Source organism: Dickeya aquatica, assembly GCF_900095885.1.
Classification (GTDB): Bacteria; Pseudomonadota; Gammaproteobacteria; order Enterobacterales; family Enterobacteriaceae; genus Dickeya; species Dickeya aquatica.
Genome location: NZ_LT615367.1, coordinates 651,512 through 668,850 on the forward strand (window position 1 = coordinate 651,512; position 17,339 = coordinate 668,850).

10 protein-coding genes are annotated in these 17,339 nt (G+C 52.0%); 2 read left to right on the forward strand and 8 right to left on the reverse strand.

The window, feature by feature from the left end:
• Positions 1-6: 6 nt before the first annotated feature.
• Together DAQ1742_RS02985 and DAQ1742_RS02990 are read left to right on the forward strand one after the other, a co-directional pair.
• Complete coding sequence (locus DAQ1742_RS02985) at positions 7-1,137, forward strand: hypothetical protein (RefSeq protein ID WP_035339743.1); 1,131 nt, start codon at positions 7-9, stop codon at positions 1,135-1,137.
• On the forward strand, positions 1,134-1,925 hold the full coding sequence (locus DAQ1742_RS02990) for a glycosyltransferase family 32 protein (protein ID WP_035339745.1): 792 nt from the start codon (positions 1,134-1,136) through the stop codon (positions 1,923-1,925). The genes DAQ1742_RS02985 and DAQ1742_RS02990 overlap by 4 nt, the downstream gene beginning before the upstream one ends.
• Here DAQ1742_RS02990 and DAQ1742_RS02995 read toward each other — a convergent pair.
• The 8 genes from DAQ1742_RS02995 to DAQ1742_RS03030 form a co-directional block, all read right to left on the reverse strand.
• Positions 1,880-3,421 (reverse strand): glycosyltransferase family 9 protein, encoded by a 1,542-nt coding sequence (locus tag DAQ1742_RS02995; RefSeq protein WP_051124001.1) that lies wholly within the window; start codon positions 3,419-3,421, stop codon positions 1,880-1,882. The genes DAQ1742_RS02990 and DAQ1742_RS02995 overlap by 46 nt on opposite strands.
• A 308-nt stretch (positions 3,422-3,729) precedes the next feature.
• Positions 3,730-6,801, reverse strand: coding sequence for a type III restriction-modification system endonuclease (locus tag DAQ1742_RS03000; protein WP_035339747.1), 3,072 nt, complete (start codon positions 6,799-6,801; stop codon positions 3,730-3,732).
• Between the two features lie 10 nt (positions 6,802-6,811).
• Entirely contained in the window at positions 6,812-8,830 is a 2,019-nt protein-coding gene (locus tag DAQ1742_RS03005) for a site-specific DNA-methyltransferase (RefSeq protein WP_051124002.1), read from the reverse strand.
• Positions 8,831-8,889: 59 nt separating this feature from the next.
• A complete protein-coding gene (locus tag DAQ1742_RS03010) occupies positions 8,890-10,299 on the reverse strand; it encodes a DUF2130 domain-containing protein (protein ID WP_035339748.1) in 1,410 nt (469 codons plus the stop codon).
• 2 nt (positions 10,300-10,301) lie between these two features.
• Positions 10,302-12,182, reverse strand: coding sequence for an ATP-dependent nuclease (locus DAQ1742_RS03015; protein WP_035339750.1), 1,881 nt, complete (start codon positions 12,180-12,182; stop codon positions 10,302-10,304).
• Between the two features lie 30 nt (positions 12,183-12,212).
• A complete protein-coding gene (locus DAQ1742_RS03020; protein WP_035339752.1) occupies positions 12,213-12,902 on the reverse strand; it encodes a DUF4391 domain-containing protein in 690 nt (229 codons plus the stop codon).
• Positions 12,899-16,177 carry a helicase-related protein gene (locus tag DAQ1742_RS03025; protein WP_035339753.1) on the reverse strand — a complete coding sequence of 1,093 codons (3,279 nt, stop codon included), beginning with the start codon at positions 16,175-16,177 and terminating at the stop codon, positions 12,899-12,901. The genes DAQ1742_RS03020 and DAQ1742_RS03025 overlap by 4 nt, the downstream gene beginning before the upstream one ends.
• On the reverse strand, positions 16,177-17,082 hold the full coding sequence (locus DAQ1742_RS03030) for a helix-turn-helix transcriptional regulator (RefSeq protein ID WP_035339755.1): 906 nt from the start codon (positions 17,080-17,082) through the stop codon (positions 16,177-16,179). Before DAQ1742_RS03030 ends, DAQ1742_RS03025 begins: the two co-directional genes overlap by 1 nt.
• Positions 17,083-17,339 lie beyond the last annotated feature (257 nt).

Below are 17,339 nucleotides of genomic sequence, written 5' to 3' on the forward strand. Positions count from 1 at the left end.
TTCACCATGAATGGACTAAAAACCCCGAATTCACTTGCGTGGAACACGTTGCACAGCGAACCGCTCGCAACCCAGTTGGCAATGTTTCGCCAAGCCAGTGCACAGATCAATACGCAGGATGTTAAATCCGGTTTTCGCGCCTTCGCGGCCGATCTGCTGGCGCGCGGTTTGATCGACATGTCCGATTACGTCGCGATTTTTGGTGGTACGGCGCTGCATTATCTGACGCCGAATGCGACTGGATCATTTTGCGATATGCGCACCGGTGCTGAAGCGACAATATTGGCGGGCATTTATAGCCGTGCGAAATATGGCGGAGTGAGCGAGATACGCTATCTTGCACGGTGCGTTATCGACTACCTTGTCGAAGAACTGGAAGACACCTCTTCATCATGGTCAGGGTTATTTTGCCAGGCTAAAGAGGAAGGGGAGAGTGTCGTGATGATGACAACGGGCTGGCGTAATGTGCCTTCCACGGCCAATGTACTCTACGACATCGTGGTTGAGGAAATTAATCTCACGTTGGCGCATAAAGGATTACCCACCATTATCAACGTCAAACTGCCCAGGATTGCGCCGCCGTGTGAAAATTATGCCAGCCTCAGCCAGGCCGAGCGCGATCGGGTCAATCTTGTGCAGGATCATGTGATTCCAGCGGAGAATTTTTACCGCTGGAGCGGCGTGCATGTCATTTTCGGAGATGACGTACTGGTGACTGGGGCAACGGCGGACAAAGTGTTGTATGAATCGCTGTGTAACGGTGCCCGGTCATTTCGTGCCATTTACCCTGTGGCGCTAGATCCCCGGGTGGCATTAACCGATGCGTCGGTGGAGGATCGCCTGAACAGCGTGAGCGTGAAACAGCATCTGGATGAAACTGTAGCGCAACTGCTCTCTACGCCGGGCTATCAGCCTATTTTGCGTGCGTTGCGTCTGTTGTTTGGCGAAGACAACCGGGAGAGTTTACCGGCTTTCCTGCCAAATGTGCCGGTACTGACATGGCTTAATCTGTACAAATCGGCATTAAATAATGAGTTTTTGGCTCAGCCTGCATGTGCTCCATCGCTGGTGATGCTTAAAGCACATCTAACGCAGAACGGGCTGCTGAGTGCGAAAGGTAAGGTGCTGGTGAAATGACCCTCGACACTATCCATTACGTCAGTTACTGGGAAAACGCTCCGGGTCAGACCATGTCGGCTTATGTTGCCCTGGCACTGGTTTCTATGCATAGAGCGTTGGGCGATCGTTTTCTTCTGCTTACGCCGCGAACAGTAAGCGAGTACATCGATGCTGATATCATGAATAAAACTTGGGCCTTTGAACCGCTGACCTTTACGCTGGCGAACGGCATTGAAGCAATTGTGGCGAAAAGCGATTTCATTCGTATGGCGTTTGTGCATCGCTGGGGCGGGGCATGGTTGGATGCGGATACGTTGCTGTTTAGGGATCCGACTGTTGAGTTATTTCCGACAGGGCTGAGCCATAAATTGCACTGGCATAGCGAGTGTATTTTCGCGTCCCTGCCGGGAAACCCCATACTTGCGCAAGCCTTAGCTATAGGGCTTGAGAGCGAGAATCATGCTTGGGGTAATCCTGGGAGAATCAAAAATATCATTGCCCAGACTGCCGATGCTGCCATCCCGATTGGTGGGAGGGTCATCGATCCCGGATACCGTCCTCTTTACAACTTTGCTGGTTGCGAGGTGATGCGTCGCACCGATATTGCCGTCGGGGCGTTTTTGATTAACGACGTGGCCATTCTCAAACTTTACAACACCTATTTCCGGCGTACCGAAGCCCGGAGAGAAACCGTGGCTGAATTCCTGGCGGGTGGCTCGCTGCTGGCAAGACTGTTTTTGCATATTGAGGCGAATGCGGATTACTGGGTTGATGAAAGTGACAAATTGATAGCCTCAGTAGCCTGAGTACCGCTTTCGCCCAGTACGATAGCCTCAGCGGGTAAGTGGAGTCGACAATGCGTGGCACCATTGAGGTTAATGCGCGGCGCGATTGCTTCGTGAATGGTCGGCGTTCGGCGGTGAGGCGAGCCGTGGGCAATATACAGCCATGCGGGGATGCGTTCAGGTAAATGGCTGAATTCAAGTTCAATACGCAATAGATCGAATATCTCGGTGGTGCGTCCACTGGGTGTCCAAGCCAACGGCGCGGTACGGTGATCAGGCCGCACGACTGCGACAGGAACGCTGAATTCAAGGTTGATCGTCCCGGCATAACAGCCTGCAACTTCAGGAAATTTTTCGCAGATTAAGGGCAGTTGTCGCGCCAAAGTGCCCGTCGCTACCCCTAGCCCGGAGATGATTCTGGCGTTAAGCGACATGCTGTTTTTCGCTTCTGCTGGCAGCGTTAAGAGAGTCTGCAATGCGTTCATTAATGATGTTAGCGAAAAAGCATCCATATTTTTTTTGCCCGTACGGCGGAGTGTGTCTGGCTGTTGCTCGCTGTAGATCACCTGTGTAAAAGGTGATCGAGGTGGCAGCCATGGGTTGTGTTGGCCTGTAATCAACGGGTAGATCGCCACCAGCTTCGCCTTCAGGCCGACAGCCATATGCACAATGGCTGTATCCACACTCACAACCGTTTGGGCACGGCAAATATATCCTGCAACCTTTTCGGGCGTTAGCCCATCGCGCAAGACTGCCACATTGTCGCGTGCAACTGCGTTTTCCAGATGCTGTGCACTGTGCAGTGTTGAAGGGCTGCAAAGAATGCCCACGGAATGGCTAGGAAACTCGTCGGTGATGGCTTGTAGAGCTGCGGTTGCCCGGGAAGGTGATAGCCCCTTGTCTTTTCGGCTGGCATAAGGATTAAAAAGTATTTGAGGGGAAAGAGTCGCAGGCGGGAGCTCGGCAGGCAACGGCACAATGTACTGGGTGTCGATTACCTTCGCGCCCAGATCTTGCAAAATATACTGATACTGCTCCACGATATTGAGCGTGTTTGCAGCAAAACCCATTTTACGATTCACACAGCGCAGCGAATCATCAAGCGAATAGAGACTCGCCGGGCGGAGTAACCGCATAAAAACGATTTCGGCAGGTTGCAGTCGTCCAACCAGATGAACAACGACATCGACATTACTTAGCCGGTTCACCAATCTGCGTAGTTCACCAAGCCCTGGATGCGGATTCGTAACGATGACTTCATCCACACCGAAGGTGTTGGTATGCATTTCAGCTAACTCGTTAACTGTAAGTACAGTCAATCGGGCATTGAGCTTACGTGATTCGCGAAAAAAGAAAGAAGATACGATGGCATCGCCCAATTTTGCATCCCAGCGAAGCAGAAGAATATGCATTTTTTCACCGGGGACTTTCGTGGGCAGAGGTTTGTCCGCCAGAAGGCGAAATATCAACCTGGAAACCGCTTTGCGTAAAATCTGTAAACTCAACAATGTGCTCACCAGTTATTTTCTCATAGGACTGATCCCCACCATACGGTTTTTTCGGCGTGATGCGGTGTAGTGGTCAACAAAAACTGGCCACCGCTTAGAGTTTTTCCAGTATCGGTTTTCCGATTCGTTTGCCGATAACCCACTGTTATATTCATGCGGCCTTAGCGAGCTGTAATACCCGACGATATCAGCTCTGTTCAGGTGGACAAATTCAGTGTGCCACTACATGCCGGACGAGAGCTCAGATGTGGCCATGTTTATAGGTGGCAATTTGTGAACGCCATAATCTCACCACCACATGGCCGATCCTTTGTATCTTACTTGACCACTTCCATCAGCTTACCGAAGCTATCCACTACGTCATACTTCACGTTTTCTGGAGCAAACTTCTTGTTGATCTCATCGAAGAACTTACGGGCACATTTAATCTTGGTAGCTTCAATAGGCCGTAAATCCAGTGACGACATCGAGCCCTTGGTCTCAGCAACGAAATACACATGCTTGACCGAGCCATCTTTGAAGGAAATGGCCCAATCGGGGTTGTAATCGCCGACAGGGGTTGGGATCAGAAAACCACGTGGCAACTTGGCATATACCACCACATCCTTGCTGGTATCCAGCTCTTCGACAAACTTACGCTCAATCGCAGAGTCGGTAAGCACGTAATCATAGATGTGATTTTGCAATTTATTCCCGGCCTTACTGAGATCCTGTTTGCTCTGTCCCGTGGTAAAAATGTCCAAATCAAACTTGTCTTCTAGCGTGTCATAGGCCAGATGCTCGATAATGACATTGGCCTTTTGTTCGTTGACCAGGCGAATGGCTTCGGCAATGAAGCTTTCCGGGTTGCTCTTGAATTGTGCGAAGACGTCAGCATTGAGGCCTTTAAGAATTTCGGCAACAGTTCGTCTTGTAAGCAGAGTCCCCTCTGATAACTTGCCAATCAGATCGTACTGCACAGCGGAGAGGATGGAGGCGTTGTGCGATTCTGTTTCGGTAACTTTCAGCTCGAAGGCATTACCCTTTTTGAGGCCATCGTAAGTTGCCGTATCAGTCTGCTCGCCACGGTGAATGGTGTATTGTAACGGCGTCACTCGTAACCCAGCATTGTTGTCATTGAGCGCCTTGATCGCATTGTTCACTAGCTCAACATCATCAAACAACACGCTGTAAGTAGCCTTGCGATTGATTCGCCCCCACAGCGCCTTGAATTCCTGCTTTTCAAAGTTGGCATTGGTCTGCAGTCTTTTGGGCTTGCGACCATCTTCTACCTGCATGAGTTGGCTTTCGCTGAATACGCTATCAATCAGCTGGAATACCTGCTCTGCATAGGACTGCAGCTCGTCCGGCAATGCCTCCAGCGAGCCGTCTTTTTTAGCTTGATGGTACTTCTCCGTGATATTGCGCTTCTTATCGACGTAGCCGTTCTGGATCAGATAAAACTCGATGTCCGTGGCCTGGTCGTCCGATACCGTAATCGGGCCTTCCTTCGTGTTCAGCATCTTGCCCGTAAAGTAGGCCTTGTCCGCCACACGCGGACGAGCTGACAAGGACTCGCTAATGTCCTTCTGCAAGGCGGTCACGAAGTCCTTGTAACTTTCGCTGGCCACGACTGTCAGTACGTTAATGTCATGAACAATGGACGGGTGATCCATGCGATCACCATTTTGATTAACGGACAAACGCAGGCCACGCCCGACCTCTTGGCGGCGTGAAATGGTGTTATCACTATGCTTGAGCGTGCAGATAACAAACACGTTCGGGTTATCCCAACCCTCACGCAAGGCCGAGTGTGAGAAGATAAAACGCACCGGCTCAGCTAGCGATAATAACCGTTCCTTGTCTTTGAGGATCAGATCATAAGCATCTACGTCATCCGACAAGCCTGCATTTTCACCGCGCGCAGCGACTTTGGGATCGGTGAGGCGCTTGCTCTTCTTGTCGATGGAAAAGTAGCCGTTGTGCGTCTTATCGGCCGCAATGCGGCGTAGATATTTAGCATAAGGGGTATCCCCCTCCATAAACCCATTATCAAACGCTTCTTGAAGGTGCTTGGCGTACTCTTCTTCAAAGATTTTTGCGTACTCTCCCTTTTCATCAGCAGCGGAGTAGTCCCGGTACCTGGCTACTTCGTCGATAAAGAACAATGAGAGAACCTTAACACCTTTATCGAAGAGCTCCATCTCCTTATCAAAGTGCGCCTTGATCGTCTCACGGATCTGAATACGGCGCAGCGCTATCTCGGAAATATCACCAGTCGCATCACCCACCGTCAGTTCTACGCCATTGGTAAAGCTCAAGGTGTCCGTATTGGCATTGATATCCGATACCACAAACCCATCGCGGTATTGATCCAGCTCATTCGATAGCACAAACAGATTGTCACCCTTGCCCAGTTTTCGAGTGACGCGCTTGATGTTGCCACCGCTGAGTTTCTGTTCGAACTCCACAACCGCGACTGGCGGTTTTTTGTTTGAGATTTCGATGGCTTGTAAATAGAGATAGGCATTGGTTCCCGCCAGTCCCTTCACCGAGATACCGCGCACCTCAATCTTCTTCACCAGCTTCTGGTTGTAAGCATCGAGCGCATCCAGGCGGTGGATCTTGTTATGTGTGGTCTTGTGGGTAGCGGAATAGCGCAACACCATCAACGGGTTGAAATTAGCCAAGGAATCCAGCGTTTTTCCCCCCTCCATCCGCTGCGGCTCATCGAGGATCAAGATGGGCCGGTTGGCGCTGATCACATCGATCGGGCGACGTGACTGAAAATCATCGAGCGCTTCATAGATGCGGCGGTTATCTTTGCCGGTGGCGTTAAACGCTTGTACGTTGATCACCATGACATTGATACCGGCATCGGAGGAGAAGCTCTCCAGATGGTGCAACTGCTTAGAGTTGTAAATAAAGAAGCGCGCCTTTTTGTGGTAGGTCTCCAGAAAGTGCTCGGCCGTGATTTCCAGCGACTTGGCCACGCCTTCGCGGATGGCAATGCTCGGCACCACTATAACGAACTTGCTCCAGCCGTACTGTTTGTTCAACTCGAAGATCGTCTTTATGTAGCAATAGGTCTTGCCAGTACCCGTTTCCATCTCGATATCAAGATTTAGCCTGGCGACCGTGGTCTTGGCCAAGCTCTCCGACAACGGCAGATTTTTCTGGCGCTGCGCTTGTTGGATATTATCAAGCAAAGCAACCTCACTGAGGGTTAGCTCAACATTCTTAAAACCGGTATCTACTGCAAACAGATCACCCATGCCGTTCTTGGTATTACCAGGGTCAAGACGATAGCTCATGGCCGCATCAGAGGCCGGTGGCTGCCCCTGAAAAATATCGACGACCGCCTGCACGGCCGCAGCCTGATAGGGCTGATGTTTGAATTTAAGTTTCATTGCGCGCCCCTCAGATACATTTCACTTCGGTAGCGGGCGACAAGAGCTTGAAAATCTGCTCGACGTTGATCTTGATCGCGCTGTTCTTGTAGCCCGCGTCGCGGAACACCACGCGCAGCGGCTGATGCTTGGCCAGTTCCTTCACAAAGGCTTCGTCGATACTACCGCTGGCGTCGAAGCAGGCGGCCAGGGCATTGCCATCGACAAAGAACACATCTTTACCTTGAATAGACTGTTTGTTGATGGGCAGGGCTAGATCGACGCCCCAATCCAGCATCACTTGGAACAGCAGGTCTTCAGGAGTGCGGTCGGGCTTGATGTTGTCAACGAACAGGTCGAGTTTGGCTTTGTCGAGCGCATCGGGCGTGTAGTAGACGTCGGCCAAGTTGGACGTATCTACCCGCAAAGAACGGAATCCAACGTCGGCTCTCTGACCTGACGGTTCAGCGCTTGAAGCAATCGACGCACCCGCTTTGCAGATTCGCGCCCGAGAGAGTTCCGCAATGGATTTATAGCCCTCTTTTGCTGCTTCTGACTTAGGATCAGGTACTTCATCAAGCTGCACCAAAATGAACCGGCGGTTTCCTCCATCTTCCGAATTGGCTTGCATAACGGCATGCGCCGTCGTCGCTGAGCCCGCAAAAAAATCGAGCACAACAGCGTCGCGAGTATTATTCGCCCACTTAATCAACTGCTTAATTAGACGTACGGGTTTCTTGCCATTCGCATATGCAATACCACCTTCCTTGGCAACGTTCCCCATGTCTTGGTGGAAACCTTTCCAAAGATCTCCCCGTATGACAGTTCTACCAAATCTAGGTTTGTAGTCATCAGACATTCGGAAGTTGAGGGAAAGTGGCATCAAGGCTTGCAGCGAGCCGTTAGCAAGTGTCGTTAGAAAATAGGTTCTATGGTCGACCTCAAAAGACTCCCATCGACCAATTTGGGTGGATTTCCCAGCTGCAGATACTGGCGCTCGATCGATACGTGCAATTTTCGCGAGATTCTTCGTGATAAAGGATTTGGCTGAATCAGATACGGCCAACAGCTTGTCCATATTCTTGATGCTAAATGAACCTCGCTCCACTAGTTCGAAGCGTCGAATGTCAGCCCCAACCTCCTTGTCCGCGATTAGTTGCTCTGCAAGGCTACCCAACGTTCCGTCTTCGTAAAGCCAAGCTGTGTAGTGCGTATCGTACGAGTCGATACCGTCTAAAAGAGGGGTGTGTGGGGTGCTATCAAATGCAGCCGATTTTCTATATACATGGACGAATTCAACGTTTTTTACAATCGTTCCTTGTTGTGCATTAACTGTTTTTGGCCCGGAGGTTGTCGACATTTCCACGGCAATTGTGTCAATGAAGTTTCCCTCCCCAAAAATCTCGTCAAGGATATGCTTCAGATTCGCAGATTCATTGTCATCAATTGAAAGAAATATAACCCCGTCATCAGCTAGAAGGCTCCTCGCGAGCTTTAGCCGTGGGTAAATCATGCTCAACCAGTCAGAATGGAAACGTCCATTTGACTCGCTGTTGGCAACAAGTCTGTTTCCATGAGTGTCTTTTTGATTCGAACGAAGAAGATATTCCTCTGAGTTCTCAGCGAAGTCGTCTTCGTAAATAAAATCACTGCCCGTGTTGTATGGTGGATCGACATAGATCAACTTGACCTTGCCGAGATAGGTTTCTTGCAACAACTTGAGCGCCTCAAGGTTATCGCCTTCGATAAACAGATTCTTCGTAGTATCGAATTCAACGCTCTCCTCTCGCACCGGGCGCAGCGTTTTAGCAATCGGCGCGTTGGCCGTAAGCAAGGCTTCACGTTTGCCCGGCCAGTTCAGGTGGTAGCGTTCCTGTGGTCCCTCGACAATCGAATCTGCCAGTTCCTGCCGTAATTGGTCAAAATCTACCGCCAGTTTCACTGTACCGTCCTCGCCCTTGGCTTCGGTGACGCAGCCAGGAAACAGATCGCGAATGCGGGCGATGTTGTCCTGCGTGAGATTGGGTGAATGCATTTTTAGCTTTTCCATGTTCTTTTCCTCCTGACGCCGCACTATTGCGCAGTGTCCTAATTCTTTCTGGGCTGGCTTTATTCGGCGTCAGAATTGTTTTGGTGTTTGAGCTCGGCAAATTTGGCGGCCATTGTTGGGTTGCCGCGGGTGAGCCGCTTGACTGTCAGGTCTTCAGCTTTATCGTTGGCAAGCCGTAGATTGTTAGCCGACTTGTGCAGGGCTTCTTTGGTCTTTTCAAGATCCTTGATGGCTTCGTCGATGCGCTTGACCGCTTCTTCAAACCCATCTGAAGCCAAACGCCAGTTGCGACCGAATGCAGTCTTGAAGTCATCGAGCTGGGTTTCAAATTGGGTGATGTCGATGTTCTGCGCCTTCACCAGCGCCAACTCGGACTTGTATTGAAGTGACTTCATCGCCGCATTGCGTAGCAGCGTGATGATGGGGATGAAGAACTGTGGCCGAACGACGTACATCTTCGGGTAGCGGTGAAACACGTCAACGATCCCGGCGTTGTAAAGCTCACTGTCGGGCTCCAGCAGGGATACCAGCACGGCGTATTCGCAGCCTTTTTCGGTGCGGTCCTTGTCGAGCTCCTTGAAGAAGTCTTCGTTTTTCTTCTTGGTGGCTGTTTCGTCACCTTCATTCTTCATCTCGAACATGATCGAGACGATCTCGGTGCCTGCATCATCCATATCCCGGAAGATGTAGTCGCCCTTGCTGCCGGTACGCACGTCGTTGTCTTTTTCGAAGTAGGCCTTTGGGAATGCGGTGGCCCGGAGACGGTTAAACTCAATCTCGCAATGCTGCTCCAGGGTTTCCCCAATCATCTTGGTCGACAGCCGTGCCTTCATGTCCCGAAGACGCACAATCTCACCATCGCGATCCTTGAGCTGTGTTTCGTATTTATCTTTGAGTGCAGTCTCGGCAAGTTGCTTTTCCAGTGCAGCTCGATCTAGTCCGCTCTTGAGTTCGTCACGTTCCTTCGTCACCACGCTGACCGCTTCGGTGAGCGCGAGCTTTTGGGCAACTTCGCCCGCTGCAAGCTTGGCCTGCAGACGCTGAATCTCCGCATCCTTGGTGGCCTCGGCTTGCTGTAGATCACTTAATCGCTTCGCCTCGGCCAGTTGAGCTTTAGTTTCATTCTCTTGCTGTGCTTTTTCCAGTGCGTTCGCCAGCGCATCGCGATCTTTTTCTACCGCGCTCAGCGCCTCACTGACAGCAAGTTTTTGCGCAACCTCTCCTGCATCCAACCTGGCTTTTAATGCCTGGATTTCGGCATCCTTTGCAGAAGCAGCCTTCTGCAATTCGCTGGTAACCTTAGCTTGAGCCAGTTCGACCGCGTTTTGCTTGTCCCTTTCGGCCAGCTCAAGGCGTTCATGTAGCTGCTTCTCAAAGTCAGCATCGCGAACCTGTTTAAGAATGTCTGCGTAACCAGCTTCATCAATCTTGAAAGCCTTGCCGCAATGGGGGCAGATGATTTCATGCATAGTCATTTTCCTTCTACCTTGGCCAAAATTTGCTGGAGCATCTCTGGCACCGCCCCTGCGGCTTTGAGTGTCGCCGTGCGGTATGCGAGTTGATTCTTCGAGAGACTGATACCTGTGGCAACCTCGATTTCACTGCAGGCGGCTAGCCACTCAGGCCAGTTGGCTACGAGAAATGATTCCAGATGGTCTTCAAAAATGGCGACTGTGTCGCCGACGACAGCTTCCGGAAAATCCTCTTCAGTAATGCCGAAGTATTTCAGAGTGGTCCGGTTTTCCCGGGCGTTTTTTGCAAGTTCTTCATCGATCTTGTTTTGCTGTTTTCCTTTGGCTTTTGCTCGTGCCGCACATGCTCTGTCAGCATCGAAAAGCGCATAAACCGGGATACCGAGTGCGGACAGGATGGCATGGACAAGAGGGATCGACGTCTTGCCTCCGACTGGGACAATGGAAATGCCAGCGGCTTCAAGCGCACCAAGAGATATTTTGTCGCCTATACCGTGGAACACCGATGACTCGGTGGTACCCTCCACAAGAAAAGCGCGATGGGCAAAGAGGGCTACAGCCAGCTGATCTGAAACGATGCCATCTAACTGACGTTCGACAACATCAGTGTTCACTATCTGGTGCAGTCTGGTCTTTACATCATCAACGGAGGCAAAGTGGATAGTCACAGCCGGAGTCTCTCCAGATGATCGCGTCAATCGCCTGACTTGATCAAAATGGCGGGCCTCAAGAAAATAAGGGCTGTGTGTCGCATACGTCACCTGGATACACTTGTCGGGATCTTCGACAAGTGAGCGGAGCACTTTTGCAAACGCCTGTGCCTGAATCGGGTGCTGAAAGAGTTCTGGCTCCTCGATTGCCAAGCAGATGACCCCGTTGGCTGATGCAGAGCCGGACTGTGCCAAGAGCTGGAGCGCCGAGATCAAAATCGTCCGCTGAAAACCATGCCCCTGTCGCTCTACCGCTGTTTCGGTTGTGCCATCGAGCACGGCTACTTCGAACGTGGTCTTGGGGGCTTTGAGCTCCACCTCTGCCGGGGCAACAGTGACTGCCCGACCCGGTGAATAGGACGCAACGACCGCGTTAAGCTGAGTCGTCATGACATCAAGTTGTGCTTTGAATTTCTCGTCGTACACCTTTTGCTGTTGTGTTCGTGATTCCTCGACGATCTTCGCAATCTCTTCATCAGCTGAAGCACGATCAACCGAACGCTCAAGAATGCGTCCAATGATGCTCGACTTTCCGTCGATTGATTCTTCACTTGCGCGAAGGTCTGCAGTCACCAGCACGAAATCGAAAAGGCCACTCATCTTGCCGCCGCTGTTGAAACCGAAAAAGTTGGTCTGCAATGATTCGGGGGCGTCTACGAGTAGTTCTGTATGTGATGCTTCCCAAGTAGTCATTGCCTGGTCAATGGCTGTACCGGTAGTGGCTGTAGGAAGCTCCAGCTCTGGGCGACTAGTTCTGAGATTGGTATAAAGCTCCCTCTTCGCCGCTACACCATTTGCAGTTTTGATTGCGTTGAACTCTGGGAATCCCTTTGCGTTTGCAGAGAGCACATCGGTGCCGTCAGCCGCACGGCGCTTCCACGCCGTGAATGTAGCTGCGCCCTCTGGAGTGTACTTACCAAGCGCCTCCCGATCCTTTTCGGTGAGATCTGCGAACGTGACTTGCACCTCGATGTCTTCGTTAGTCTCTCCAAAAGAGCAGTCTTTCTCTGTCAGCGAGCCGGGCTTGCCGTTAAAGAACCAATCGAGTGCATGTAGCACTGTCGACTTGCCAGCGCCATTGGGCCCTATGAACGTCGTAACGGAGTCGAAGGGAATCGTGACGTCTTTGAGTGCCCGGAAGTTCTTGATGCCAACGGATTGAATCTTCATTTCAGTTTTATTCCTTTACACCTGTTGTTATCAATGTTTGAGCTCTTCCAGTTCAACTTTCAACATCCGCAGTTCGGCGTTGATCTCTACCTTGCGGTTGAATTGTTTTTCTTTTGCAAGTCTACTTGCGGCTTTCTCAACTTCACGCCGCTTGGCTGCAACCAGTTCGACGCGTGCGACCAAGCCCGCGAGACTTTCTTGTGGGCGCGCGGGAGTGGGGATCAGACGGTGAAGCATCTGCTCATACAAGCCGCCCAAGTTGAGTGCCAAGGGCATGGCAGCGCGCTCACAGTCACTCGGCAACCAGACTGTTGCAAAGTAGTCACTCAAGACCCAACGACTGGCGTCTGACTCATTGGGGCGTTTGTATGCAGCGATTACCTGTGTTCGGCCATCAAAGCTTAGCTCGAAGATGATGGGAAACGGCACCGCGCCATCAATGCAACGCAAAACGTCTATATTCAGCTCAGATGTCTTAAGCTGGATCGAGAAAATCTGAAGCTCTGGTACTCCCGGCCTGGCGGGCAGGTTGATCGTTTCCGGGGCCAACTTGTATTGCCAGACGATCTGCTCCACCTGCTCGACGAACAAGTCCTTCAACCTTGTGTTGGCACCGCTGTGTTCGTAGATTTTGTTCTTTGGCAGGGTGCGGCCAAAAGCGGCTTGCTTCGGGTAGTTGATGAATGCGGCGTTCGACTCGAATCGGGCGTGCAAACTCATCCGGCCTCCTGAATCACGATGAGGGTGATCAGTTCGAAGTCGTCCAGCCCGGCGATGGTATTGACCAGCGCGGTGGTTTTACCGCCGCTGAACAGGCTGTCCAGATCCTTCTCTTCCTTCACCTTAATCATTGAGCGGATGGCCTTGCCAAGCAGATCCGAATACACCTGCATCTTGCGGCCATCGGCCGTTTCCTCGTTGAATAGGAGACAGGCATCTGTAATAGGCTGGGCTTGTCCCTTGCAGCAACTGCGCACCAGATCCAGCAAACGCTTGACCTCGGTATGATCGTGAATGACTTCACCTTCGCGGTTGATGTAGACGAGGTAGTAAGGGTGCAGACGGTTGTGCTGGCTGACATTGACGCTCGGATTGCGGTTGCGCAGCGTGAAGATCACGCCCGGGCGCAGGCCCAACTCCGGCTTGGCAGGCACCACAGTATGTATGCCGCTTGGCACGTTGCTCAATTCGCCATTGGCTTTCACATAGTTGAGCAAGTCCATTCGGAAGTCATTGAGCCCGAGATCAGTGATCGACACGCCAGTCTTCAGGTCTTCCAGCTCGATCACTTCCTCTTGCAAACGTCGCAATTGCTCTTTGCGATAAGACACGTCGTTGGCTTGGGCGCTCAACACGTTGTCATCGCCGGTGGCCGTGACGTCGGCAATCATCATCCGGTTCTCAACCCGTTCCTTCAGGTTGATGTATTCGTCCAGCGAGATGTCTGGCCAGTAGTTGACCAGTTGGATGCTGCTGTTGGGCGAACCGATACGATCCACGCGGCCGAAGCGCTGGATGATGCGCACGGGATTCCAGTGGATGTCGTAGTTGATGAGGTAGTCGCAGTCCTGCAGGTTCTGGCCTTCAGAGATACAATCGGTGCCGATCAATAAGTCAATTTCTGCCGCCTCATTCGGCAGTACAATGGTTTTCTCCTTCGAGTGCGGCGAGAAGAGGGTGAGAAGTTCCTGAAAGTCGTAGCTCTTCTTGAGCGTGGACTTCGGCGCACCTTTGCCAGTGACTTTCGCGCTGTGCAAGGTCTGTGTGGCCAGCAATTCCGGAGCCAAATTGGCATACAGATAGTCAGCGGTGTCGGCGAAGGCGGTAAAGATTAGCACCTTCTTGTTGCCGGGATTCAGCGGCGCTGCGATCTTCTCCAGAACCAGTGCCTTCAGATGCTGCAGTTTGGCATCATCGGCAGCCTTGATCTTGTTCATCGACGTCAGCAAGGCATCAATGATTTCCAGATCGACCTTCAGCTCATGCTCCCATGAAGGCAAGTCCATATCGGCGAGGCTGATTTTGACCTTGCCGCCGATCTCGCTTTCGCTAATGTTAGGCAAGTCGTCGTCTGCGTCGAGGTTCTCTAACTGGTCGGTCAGGTCATTGATTCTGCTGTCAATGCCACTGAGGTCGCCAGTTTGATTGAAAGCGCTGATCTTGCCCAGCGTATTCGTGTGGTTCGAACGCAGGGACTGGAGTGTCAAGCGGAAGGACTCAATCGAGCTTTCTAGGCGCTTGAGCAAGTTGGTCGTCATCAATGCCTGCAGACTCTTTTCGCGGTCGACTTGCTTAAGCTTGCCTTTGCCTGCGACCTGAGTGTCATACATCTCCTCGTACTTCTTGAGCCGACTGGGCAGAATGTAGCTGATCGGGGCGTAAACGGCGAGCTTGAGCAAAGACAACTGCTCGAAGATCTCGTTGAAGCTCATCACATCCGTTCGCTGCGTGAGCGGACAGTGGAACGACAAGGGTTTGCGGCGCTCGGGGAATTGACCGATTTCCTTGGTGTCGTAGAAGGTCTGGATATGCTTGCGCGAGCGTGCGATGGTGACGCTGTCGAGCAATTCGAAGAAATCGAAGTCCAACGAATCCAAGATGGCCCGCGCTGTGCGATCTTCCGATGGAAGCTTTGCCCATGCATTGAAGCTGGCCTGCGCACCACGGAAAATGTCCTCTACCGTCTTGCCGGTGCGCAGCTTCTTGCTGAGGTTCTCGGAGTCGCCCTCGTAGGCCAGTGCTAGTTGGTTGCGCAGGTCATTGAAGCGGTTGTTCACCGGGGTGGCTGAAAGCATCAGCACCTTGGTTTTCACGCCCTCCTTGATGACCTTGTTCATCAGCTTCTGGTAGCGGGTTTCCTTGTCCTTGTAGGCGTCATTGTTGCGGAAGTTGTGCGACTCGTCGATGACGACGAGGTCGTAGTTGCCCCAGTTGATGCGATTCAGCGGTGTGCCGAACGACTCACCGCCCGTACGGCTGAGGTCGGTATGACAAAGCACGTCGTAGTTGAACCGGTCGCGAGCAAATATGTTGGTCTTGAGGTTGCGGCTGTAGTTTAGCCAGTTGTCTGCCAGCTTCTTGGGGCATAACACCAGAACTGACTTGTTGCGCAGTTCGTAATACTTTACCACGGCCAGCGCGGTGAAAGTCTTGCCCAAGCCCACGCTGTCGGCCAGGATGCAGCCGCTGTAGCTCTCAAGTTTGTTGATGATCCCGGTGGCAGCATCTTTCTGGTAGTTGAAGAGTTTGTTCCAGATGAGCGTGTCTTGATAGCCCGTGCGGTCGTTCGGCAGGACATCCTCGTTGATGTCGTCCAGAAACTCATTGAAGATATTGTAGAGCATCAGGAAGTAGATGCTCTCGGGCGAGTTTTCCTGGTAGACGGACGCAATATGGTCGCAGATCTGCGCCGTTACATCCTCCAGCTTATCGCGGTCTTGCCAGATCTGGTTAAACAGACTGAGATAGGCCGCCGTAAACGTCGGCTCGTCCATCTTGTTGACGAGGTTGGAGACCGCGTTGCCCTGCTGGTAGCCGAGATCGACGGCGGTAAAGCCGTGCAGTGGCATGTAGGCAGTCTCAACGGCAGCAGCCTGAACACAAGCAAACTGCTGCATTGGTGCTTTGCTGCGATTGGACTTAAATGTTGCCTTGCGCCGCATCCAATCCGCGCACTCTTTTGCAATTGCGCGCTGGGTCAGTTTGTTGCGCAGCTGAATTTCGAATTCACTCCCATACAAACTCCGTTCGCGGTCAGCCTTCGGGATGTGGAATTCTTTGCGTTCCTTGCGAATCTTATCGGTAACCTCGTTAGCGGTAAACGTCGGCGAGGTAAAGATGAATTGCAGATCGTCGATTTTTTCCAGCTCTGCTTTGAGCGCTTCGAACGCGTACATCGAAAAGCAGGAGGCGGCGATCTTCAGGCGAGTACCGGGTTTGAGCGTCTGCTTTAGGTCGTCTCCGAGCAGGCGGTTGATATTGTCGATCAGTTCCATCAAGAGTCAGCCTTTGTAGCGGTGCTATAGCCTGGTGCCAGTAAGGCGTTTTTCACGCCGTAAATCGCGAGATGATCTTTGAGCCATAATCGGTACTCCGGTCCACGAAGACAATGATTGGGTGAGCAGTCCACCCGCCAGCGCAGCAACATATAGCCTGCTACCGCCGCGCGAACGCGCATCCTGATCGAGCCATCGGTCATCCCGTAGTCCATCTTGATGATCTCGGGGCGCTCAACGCTCGGGTGCGGCACGAAATCCAGCTCGACGATGCGCGTCCACTGAATGTCGTTATCCGGTTGTTCGTTGGCCTGTGGAGCCTCGATGAGCAATGTTGGCGCTTCGATGCGGGTGACGACGAAATCCCGAAACTCTCCACTTTTGCGATCAAAGGCCCGGACGTGCCAGCGCAGTCCGGTATCTACCAAGGCAAAGGGCACAATGACCCGCTCGGACTCGCCGCTGCTCATCGAATGGTAGCGGATGGCGACAGGTCGCTTGGTGTGGATAGCTCGGCAAATCGCGGCTAACACATCCATTTTGGGGATGCTCAGGGCTGCGGGAGATTCGCATGGTAGCAGCGCCTGCATTGGGCCGCTCACTCCATCGCCAAAGCCGAGAGCCAGCGCCGACAGAACACGCTGCGATGCGTGCTCAAACAACGGAGAGAACGCTTGCCCGATGCGATAGATCTTGTTGCTACCATCGAAGGTGATGTTATGCGGTGCAATTTCCCGGTATAAGGCCAGATCGCGTGTGGCTCCAGCCGGAGCCACACCGAAGCGCTCAATCAGATCTGGGCGACCGATCTCACCGAAGAAGTAGAGCCGAAAATCGATGTAGGCGAGCCGCTCGCGCTGGACCAAACTCAAGCCCTCAAGCCGCTTAGAAGGGGAACTAGGCATGAATCATCACTATAGGGGAAAATGAAAATTGAATACGGTAATCCATAAAGTGCCATGGTTGTAATCAAATTGATGATAATCATGCATTAATACTTATGTAACAGCAAGAAATGATGTCTCAAACGTAGACAGTCATCGTATTGGCTGATTTCTCTATACCGCTAGATTGATGCCATCCAACTATAAAACCTTGCTGCCAATGCTCTATAGCCCCTCAGGCAATTTGCCCTTATCCGCTGTTTTGGTCTGCGGGATGC